Below are 8960 nucleotides of genomic sequence, written 5' to 3' on the forward strand. Positions count from 1 at the left end.
CGGGAGAGGGCGCTGGTGGCAACCGGACTTCAGCCTGCGTCGGCCGGACCGGCGTCTTCGTCGGGTGGGAGCGGCAGGTCGATGTCCGAAGCGGCGGGGGACACCACGGCGAAGCTGCTGCCGTCGTTCTTCGGGCGCAGCACGGTCAGCGGCGAGCCGACCACCAGGAAATGGATGATCTCGGCGATGTTGGTGGCGTGGTCGCCGATGCGCTCCAGATTCTTCGCCATGAACAGCAGATGCGTGCAGGGCGTGATGTTGCGCGGATCCTCCATCATATAGGTCAGGACCTCGCGGAACAGGCTGGTGTAGAGGTCGTCCAGTTCCTCGTCGCGTTCCCAGGCGGCGATGGCCTTGTCGACGTCGCGCTCGATGTAGGCGTCGAGCACCTCCTTCAGGATCGCCTCGACCAGCCGGCCCATGCGCGGGATGCCGGCCGCCGGCCGCACCACCGGCACCTGGGCCAGCGCCAGCGACCGCTTGGCGATGTTGGCGGCATAGTCGCCGATCCGCTCCAGGTCGGCGGAGACCTTCAGGGCGGAGACGATCTCGCGCAGGTCCTGCGCCATCGGCTGGCGCAGGGCCAGCAGCCGCACCGCCTCGGCGTCGATGTCGCGTTCGTAGGCGTCGAGCCGGGCATCGGCCTGCATCACCTGCGAGGCGAGCCCGACGTCGCGGCGGGTCACCGCCTTCACCGCCGCTTCGACCTGCGCCTCCGCCACGCCGCCCATCTGGGTGATGAGGTTGGACAGGCGCTGCAATTCCTGCGCGAAGGAGCGGACGATGTGTTCGGTGCCCATGTTCGGTCGCGACGCTCCAATGATGTCCGGTCTGTCCGCCACAGCCCGCAGGGCCACCACGCGCCGGACGTGTATATTAGCCTGTGGTCATGACGCCGGTGTGGCGGGTTTATTTCACTTCCTTGACAATCCTGTGTCACCTGGACGGTCGGTCTTTACTGGCGCTATCGCTGTGACCCTGGCTGCCGGCGACGTATTGGATTTGAAGTAACTCGGTAACTTCGCTAAAGGGTACGGAGCCGTATTGAAACCGTCCGCATGGGGTAAATCCCCCTGCACTGACCGGGAGGCCGTTTTCCATGTCCGTCGCGTTCCAGATGCCTGTCCTTCGGATGCCCGGCCGCGCCATCGCCGCAGGGTCCCTGCTTCTGCTGGCTGCGTCGCCGCTGGCGCTCGCCGCCGATCCGGCACCGGCCGCAGGCACTCCCACCGCATTGGTTGAGGATGTGTCGGATGGCGTCGACGGCGTGCAGCCGATGGATTATCTGGCGGCCGGCCGAAGCGTGGCGCTGAAGGCCGGGCAGACGCTGACGCTGAGCTATCTGGAATCCTGCGTGAACGAGACGATCACCGGCGGTTCGGTGACGGTCGGCGCCCGCGAGTCGGCGGTGGAGGGCGGCAGCATCGACCGCCACACGCTGCCCTGCGACGGCGGCAAGCTGCTGCTGGCCTCCAACGAGGCGGGCAAGGCGGGGGTGACCGTCTTCCGCAGCGCGCCCATCGCCCTGCCGGGCATGAAGGCGCCGCTGCCGAAGCCGGACCTGACCCTGTTCAAGACCCATCCGGTGCTGATCCTGTCGGCTCCCGGCCCGGTCACCATCGACCGGCTGGACGTGCAGGGCATCGCGCTGACCACGGTCAATGTCCCCGGCACCACGCTGGACACCGCCAAGAAGGGCAGCGGGCTGGAGGCGGGCGGCCTCTACAAGGTTTCCGCCGGGCAGAAGTCCTTCATCGTGAAGATCGACGAGAAGGCCGCGGCCGGCGGCGGTCCGGCGCTCGGCCGCCTGATCCGCTTCTGAGCGGCGGGCACGACCGTTGAATAGGATGAGGCTGCCCCGGCGCGTCCGGCTGGTCCTGCTCGGCGCGGTGGCGCCGGTCGTGGCATCACTTCTGGTGCTGGCCGCCTCGTCCTCGTTGCAGGGACCGTCGATCGACAGCCTCTATTGGCTGCGGGAGCGGTTGCATGGCTCCCGGCCGGCGCCCGACCCGTCGCCGGTGGTGGTGGTCGGCATCGACGAGGAGACCTACCGCCGCCCGCCCTTCGCCGGCACGCCGCAGGCGCTGTGGGGGCCGCGGCTGGGCACCGTGCTTGGCGCTATGCTGGACGGCGGGGCGGCGGCCATTGGCCTCGACCTCGTCCACCCGACCTCGGTCGAGACGCTGATCCCCGGATTCGAGCGCGATTACCTGCTGACCCTGCGCCGCGGCGGCAAGGAGGGGCGGCTGGTGCTGGCCAAGGTGCAGCATCAGAGCGATCCGCTGATGCCCTACCGCGGCTATATGATCGCCGCCGGGGTCAACAACGTCCGCTCGGTCAATCTGGTCGAGGATGCCGACGGCGTGCTGCGCCGTGTGCCGCTGACGCTGACCGTGGCCGGTCCCGACGGCAAGCCGAAGGCCGAGCCGGGCATGGCGGTGGAGGTGGCGTCGCGGGCGCTGAGGGCGCCGCTGGAATGGGGAGCCGACGGCTCCGCCACCCTGGCCGGCTACCGGATTCCGGGCGGGGAGGGCAACCGGCTGCTGGTCAACCATGCGACCGCGCCCGGCGCCATCCCGACCTATTCGCTGGCCGACCTGTACGCCTGCGCCGAGGCCGGCAAGACCGAATTTTTCGCCAGCCACTTCAAGGGCAAGGCGGTGATGGTCGGCACGGTGCTTGACGTGGAGGACCGCAAGCTCTCCTCCAACCGCTGGGTCACCAAGCCGGAGGGGATGAATCTTCCCGAACGCTGCGCCCTGCCAGTGATGAGCGAGTTGTATGTCGCCGGCCGCATCCGCGACAGCATTCCCGGCGTCTACATCCATGCCGCCGCCATCTCCAACCTGATGGCGCACGATGCGCTGGCGGAGACCGGCCGGCCGGCTGCCGCGGCGCTGGTCCTACTGCTGGCCGGGCTGGCCGCCGTGGTGACGCTGGCGACCCGGCCGCCGGTGGCGGCATTCGGCCTGCTCCTTCTGCTGGCTGGGTGGAGCGGCGTGGCGGTGGAGGCCTTCCAGGGCGGGCTGGTCCTGCCCTATCTGCAGGCGGCGCTGGCGGCGCTGCTGGTCTTCCCGCTGGCGCTGGGTCTGCGCTTCGCCGTTCTGGACCGCGACCAGCGGCACATCCGCAACGCCTTCAAGCTCTATCTGCCGGGGTCGCTGATCGACGATATGATCGCGTCGGGCCAGTCGCCCAGCCTGGGCGGTGAGGAGCGCGACCTGTCGATCCTGTTCTGCGACATCGCCGGCTTCACCAAGATGTCGGAGGGGATGGAGCCGGAAGCCCTTGTCGCCGTGCTGAACCGCTATTTCACCGTGATGACCGACATCATCGAGGCGCATGGCGGCTTCGTCGACAAATACATCGGCGACGCCGTTCTGGCGGTGTTCGGCGCCCCTTATGCCATCGACAACCATGCCCGCGCCGCGGTGGCGGCCGCCCTGGCGATGCGTCAGGCGATGGCGGACGACCCGACCCTGCTGGCGACGGCCAGCGGGCGCGGCTCCAACCGCATCGGCATCGCCACCGGCCCGGCGCTGATCGGCAACATCGGCTCCCCCCGCCGCTTCAACTACACGGTGATGGGCGACACGGTGAATCTGGCCTCGCGGCTGGAGGGCGCCAACAAATACTACAACACCGTCCTGATGGTCAGCGGCGAGACCATGCGCCACCATGGCGACCCGGAGGCCTTCCGCGCGCTCGACATCGTGCAGGTCGTCGGCCGCAGCGAACCGGTCGAGGTGTTCGAGCCGCTGTCCGACGCCCGCCGCGCCGATCCGGAGGACCGCGCCCAGCGCGCCGCCTACGCCGCCGCCCTCGATGACTGGCGCGCCGGCCGGTTCGAGGCCGCCGCCGCCGGCTTCGGCGTGCTGGCCGCCGGCGACGGTGCCGCCCTGGCGATGCTGCACAAGGCGGAAAAGCGCATCGGCCTGGCTCCCGAGCCGGACTGGGCCGGCGTCACCGCCCTCACCGACAAATAGCCGGACGACGATAAGCCGTGTCCCGAACTGCCATGCCCACTTCCGTGCCCCGACGCCTGCATCGGCTCGCCCGCCTGTCCGCCCTGCTGCTGGTGGGCGCCGCCTGTCCGTTGCCGGTGCTGGCCCAGACGGTGCCGCCGGTTTTGCCGCCCTCGCTCGACCCCAACCGGCTGGAGCAGCGCTTCGAACGGCCGGCTGTGCCGCAATCCAAGCCGGAAATCGAAATGCCGGCGCCGGAAAAGGCGCCGCCGCCCCGCGATGCCGAGCGCATCACCCTGACGCTGAGAGAGGTCCGCATCGACGGCAACAGCGTCTATGACAGCGACAGTCTGTCCGTCCTGTGGCGCGACAAGCTGGGCAAGCCGATCACCCTGGCCGACCTCTACGCCATCCGCGACGCCATCACCGCGCGCTACCGCAACGACGGCTATGTGCTGTCCCAGGCGGTGGTGCCGGCCCAGCGCATCCGCGACGGCGTCGTCCGCCTGCAGGTGGTGGAGGGCTATGTCGACGAGGTGGTCGTCCAGGGCGACGCGACCGACCGGCTCGGCCTGCTGCGGCGGATGGGGGAGAAAATCAAGGCCTCCCGTCCGCTGCGCATGGCGGATATGGAGCGCTATGTCCTGCTGGCCGACGACCTTCCCGGCGTCGCGGTGAAGACGGTGCTGGAGGCGTCGCCGGACACACCCGGCGCTTCGCGCCTGACGCTGGCGCTGGAGCGCACGCCCTTCAATGGCTTCCTGTCGCTCGACAACCGCGGCACCCGCTCGATCGGTCCGTTCCAGCTGACCGGCGTCGCCAGCGTCGAGGACCAGCTCGGCCTGTTCGAGCGCACCACCGCCCAGGGCATCGTCACCCCGCAGATCCGTGAATTGCGCTTTTTCGACGTTGGGCAACTGGTGCCAATCGATTCTGAAGGCACGACGGTGGAGTATGGCGTCCGCCGCTCCTGGTCGCAGCCCGGCGACAGCGTGCGGCCGCTCGATCTCTACAGCCTGACCACCTCCGGCCGCATCGCGGTGGCGCATCCCTTCATCCGCAGCCGGACGGAGACGCTGCGCGCCGGCCTCAGCTTCACCATCCGCGACAGCCGCACCGATGCGCTTGGCGACAAGCTGTCGCAAGACCGGCTGCGCATCGTCGCCGCCAACGTCTCCTACGATTTCGCCGACGGCTGGGGCGGGTCGAACCTGCTGACGGCGGAACTGTCCAAGGGTCTGGACATCCTGAACGCCACGGAATCCGGCGGCGCCAACCTGAGCCGCAGCGGCGGGCGCAGCGATTTCCGCAAGCTGTTGGTCTCGGCCCAGCGCAACCAGCCGCTGACCGACTCGCTGGTCCTCGCCCTGTCCGGAGAGGCGCAATACAGTCCCGACCAGCTTCTGACTTCGGAGGAATACGGCCTCGGCGGCAAGCAGTATGGCCGTGCCTTCGACCCGTCGGAGATCACCGGCGACAGTGGCTTCGCCGGCCGGGCGGAACTGCAATACATCCTGCCGGTCCAGGAGGAGGGGCTGGATTACGCGGTCGCCTACGGCTTCGGCGATTACGGCGCGGTTTACAATTACGAGGGCGGCACACGCCACGGCCGCAGGTCCCTCGCCTCGACTGGCGTCGGTCTGCGGTTCGGCGTGTTCCGGCGCATCGACGCCAGCGTTGAGCTTGCCAAGCCCTTCATCACCACGCCGTTCAGCACGCAGGACCGCGCCCCGCGCGCCTTCTTCACACTCTCGACGCGGTTCTGAGTCTGCGCATGCCGAAAGCCGCGCGGCTGGCTTGAGAACGCCACCGCGCGGCTGTTTCCGGCAATGCCTTTATCAGATCAGTTCGACCCGCTGGGCGACCGGTGCGTCCTCCGACCCGACGGCCAGGTAGCGGACGTCCTCGCCGTCGGCGACGATGTCCAGGCCCGACTGGCGCAGGGTCGCACGGTCGAAATAGACGGTCGCGCCATCTTCCCACGGCTCGATCAGACCGGACTGGCTGTCCAGATTGTACCAGCGCACCGTGCCGTAGGCCATGGTGGCCGGACCGGCCGGTTCGGCCTGACGCTCGCGCCGTTCACGCGGGGGCTTCGGCGGACGGGCGAAGCCCTCGCCGCCATCATCAGGCTGCGCTCCCATGCCGGGAGGCTGGCCCATCGGCTGGGCGGCCGATGCGGTGGCGCGCGGCGGGCGCTGGTTGCGGGCACGCGGGGCCGGCGGGGTTTCCGGCGGCGTGGCGGAGTGAATGGCGACGACCTGGGGTCCCTTGGCGCCCTGGGCCAGATCGCAGACGACCGTCGTGCCCTCGACCGGGTTGGGCAGGGAGGCGGCGGCCAGGACCGAAGCGTGCAAGAAAGCCTCTCCGGAGCCATCGGCGAGGCGGACGAACCCAAAACCCTTTTCCGGCTTGAACCACTTTACCGTCGCGGTGACGTTCGTCGCGGTGACGTTCTTCAACTCTTCGCTCAAGACAGGTCCCTTTCACGTCCTGTAGCCGGGGAAGGGCGGCCCTGACGCTGAACTGGGCGCGGCACCGCTGTATGACCAAGAACAAGACCCCGGCGGTGGCAAGCTTATCATAAAATTCCAGAAAGTTGCCAGTGCGGCGATGGCCTTTAACTTTGCCGCAATTGCCGGAACCGTCTGGGCTTCCGCCCATACCCGCATTGCGCGAGAGAAGCAGTGTAATTCCAAATCACCATCCACATTCCGGTTTCACAAACAAAATCGGACAAGAACGTTACGAAATTCCGGTGCGTTATCAGCATGGAAATTGCCGATCTTGCAGTTACAACCTGTCCGTCGGAGGTACTTAAGCTGTAAATAAATTTTTAACTAAAAAATACGACTCATGCCTTCATCAGAACGGAGGAATGACTTATGACGACCACCGACCAGACCGCTTTTTTCGTGTCCACCAAGGGCAATGACAGCTGGTCCGGGCGGCTCGCCGCTCCCAACGCCGCCGGCACCGACGGTCCCTTCGCCAGCCTTGAGAAGGCGCGGGACGCAATGCGGGCGAGCGACATCGACACCACCTATGTTCGTGGCGGCACCTATCGCCTGAACAAGACGCTGACCCTCGATTCCCACGACGACGGCCACAGCTTCCTCGCCTACAAGAACGAGACGCCGGTGCTGAGCGGTGGGGAGCGGGTGACCGGCTTCACCTACGAGGGTAAAGGCCTCTATTCCGCCAAGCTCTCGTCCGCCAACGGCCTGGACGTCAGCATCGGTGGTGAGCGCCAGCATGCGGCGCAGACCGGCGACTTCGATCCCGCCCATGCCGCGACCAGCGGCTGGCACGTGCTGAAGGCCAGCTCCAGCAGCGCCAGCAAGACCAGCTTCAACTTCTCGAACGGCGACATCCCTTCGGGCTTGAAGCCCCATGCCGGCTTGGTCGTTCAGACCTTCGACACCGAACGGCTGAGGGACGACATCTCGCATGTGAAGTCGATCGACCAGTATCACCACACGGTGACGCTCGACGACGCTGCATCCTACGCCCTGCGTACCGGCGGCACCTATCGGGTGATGAACGACGCCTCGCTGATCCGCGACGCCGGTGAGTTCGGCTGGCGCGCCAGCGACGGCAAGCTGGTGGTGAAGCCGGAGCATGCCGCCAGCTTCCAGTCGGACGGCGTCGTCGTCGCCCGGCTCGGCACGCTGATCAAGGCCAGCAACGCCAGCAACGTCAGCATCGAAGGTCTGACCTTCTCCGACACCCGCTATGACGGCTCGGCGCTGTCGATGCAGGGCGGGCACGGCAACTCGGTCGGCGGCAATCACTTCGTCAATGTCGGGACCGCGGTCTCGCTCGACGGCACCGACAACAGCCGGATCGCCGGCAACCATATGGAGCAGCTCGGCGACAGCGGCGTTTCGATGATCCATGCCGCCAACGGCAACCGGATCTACGCCAACACCATCGAGCATATCGGCCAGATCACCAAGGGCGGGGCTGGCATCGGCGGCATCGGCAGCAGCAACACGTTGGTCAGCCACAACGACATCACCGACGCCCCGCGCTATGGCGTGTCGTTCAAGGAATGGGACGACGGCCAGCTGAACCGCAAGAACATCGTGGAGTTCAACAAGATCCACCATGTCGGGCAGGAGACCGCCGACGGCGGCGGCATCGAGATGCTCGGCCGCTCGGCCCAGAACATGGGCTCGGTCATCCGCGGCAACGAGGTGATCGACACCGGCGGCCTCGCCACCGACGGCAAGGGCAACTGGCTGACCGATCACAAGGGCTGGGGCATCTCGCTCGACGACCTGACCAGCGGCGTGGTCGTGCGCGACAACTTCGTGAAGGGCTTCGCCTGGGCAGGCATCTATGTCCATGGCGGCGACGACAATCTGCTGGAAAACAACTTCGGCGTCGCCAGCCGTCCGCAGGATGCCTTCATCCGCCTGGAATGGGTGCCGAAAGCCGGAGCCGAAGCCCGTCCCCATGACAACACGGTGATCCACAACCTCGCGGCAGGCGATATGCCGATCAACCAGTACTGGAAGGTGCTCAGCCCCGGCCGACTGACCATGGACGGCAACGTCGCCGCCACCGGTCGCGCCTACGGCCCGAATGACGAGGTCTTCAATCCCGGCTTCAGGGACAGCGCCCATGGCGATTACTCGCTGAAGGATCACGCCCCGGTCCTGTCCCACGGCATCCACGACCTCAGCTGGTCGTCGATGGGGACGGACGGTTACCATGCCGACAGCAGCATGGCCCAATTCTGGGACCACGCGGCCTACTGACGGGCTGGGGGTGCCGGCAGGCCCGGCACCCCCTGGTCAAAAAATCGTCATGAGGGGTGAAAAAAGGTCTTGCGCGGTTTGGGTGAGGCCGCATATAAGACGCCTCCCGACGCGAACGACGCCGGCGCCGCCGAACCGGCAGCGACCGACACGCGACGGGGAAGCCCGACAAACCGGCGCTTGACTGTCGAACCCCAGAGGTTCGGCGGGGCAACGGTTTCTGCATCGG

Annotated in this window: 7 protein-coding genes; 4 read left to right on the forward strand and 3 right to left on the reverse strand. The window is 67.3% G+C overall.

The genetic code is table 11. The features are described from left to right. Positions 1-29 precede the first annotated feature (29 nt). On the reverse strand, positions 30-800 hold the full coding sequence (gene phoU / locus ACCD06_RS05705) for a phosphate signaling complex protein PhoU (RefSeq protein ID WP_109157805.1): 771 nt from the start codon (positions 798-800) through the stop codon (positions 30-32). 299 nt (positions 801-1099) lie between these two features. Here phoU and ACCD06_RS05710 point away from each other — a divergent pair, with 299 nt between their 5' ends. From ACCD06_RS05710 to ACCD06_RS05720, 3 genes are read left to right on the forward strand one after another with little or no spacing between them, the layout of a single operon-like run. Then, a complete protein-coding gene (locus ACCD06_RS05710) occupies positions 1100-1822 on the forward strand; it encodes a hypothetical protein (protein WP_136703225.1) in 723 nt (240 codons plus the stop codon). A gap of 25 nt (positions 1823-1847) precedes the next feature. Beyond that, entirely contained in the window at positions 1848-3986 is a 2139-nt protein-coding gene (locus tag ACCD06_RS05715; RefSeq protein WP_413339398.1) for a CHASE2 domain-containing protein, read from the forward strand. A 32-nt stretch (positions 3987-4018) separates the two neighbouring features. After that, complete coding sequence (locus ACCD06_RS05720) at positions 4019-5731, forward strand: ShlB/FhaC/HecB family hemolysin secretion/activation protein (RefSeq protein WP_413339400.1); 1713 nt, start codon at positions 4019-4021, stop codon at positions 5729-5731. Positions 5732-5803: 72 nt separating this feature from the next. Here the strand turns inward: ACCD06_RS05720 and ACCD06_RS05725 are convergent, their stop codons facing one another. Continuing rightward, on the reverse strand, positions 5804-6439 hold the full coding sequence (locus ACCD06_RS05725) for a cold-shock protein (RefSeq protein WP_247882594.1): 636 nt from the start codon (positions 6437-6439) through the stop codon (positions 5804-5806). Between the two features lie 411 nt (positions 6440-6850). On the opposite strand from ACCD06_RS05725, the gene ACCD06_RS05730 reads away from it, so the two are divergent. Beyond that, entirely contained in the window at positions 6851-8731 is a 1881-nt protein-coding gene (locus ACCD06_RS05730) for a right-handed parallel beta-helix repeat-containing protein (RefSeq protein WP_413339403.1), read from the forward strand. A gap of 47 nt (positions 8732-8778) precedes the next feature. Here ACCD06_RS05730 and ACCD06_RS05735 read toward each other — a convergent pair. After that, the coding region (locus ACCD06_RS05735) for a hypothetical protein (protein ID WP_413339405.1) at positions 8779-8960 on the reverse strand (182 nt) is incomplete at its 5' end.

This window comes from Azospirillum sp. CT11-132 (genome assembly GCF_047302835.1).
Taxonomy (GTDB): Bacteria; Pseudomonadota; Alphaproteobacteria; order Azospirillales; family Azospirillaceae; genus Azospirillum.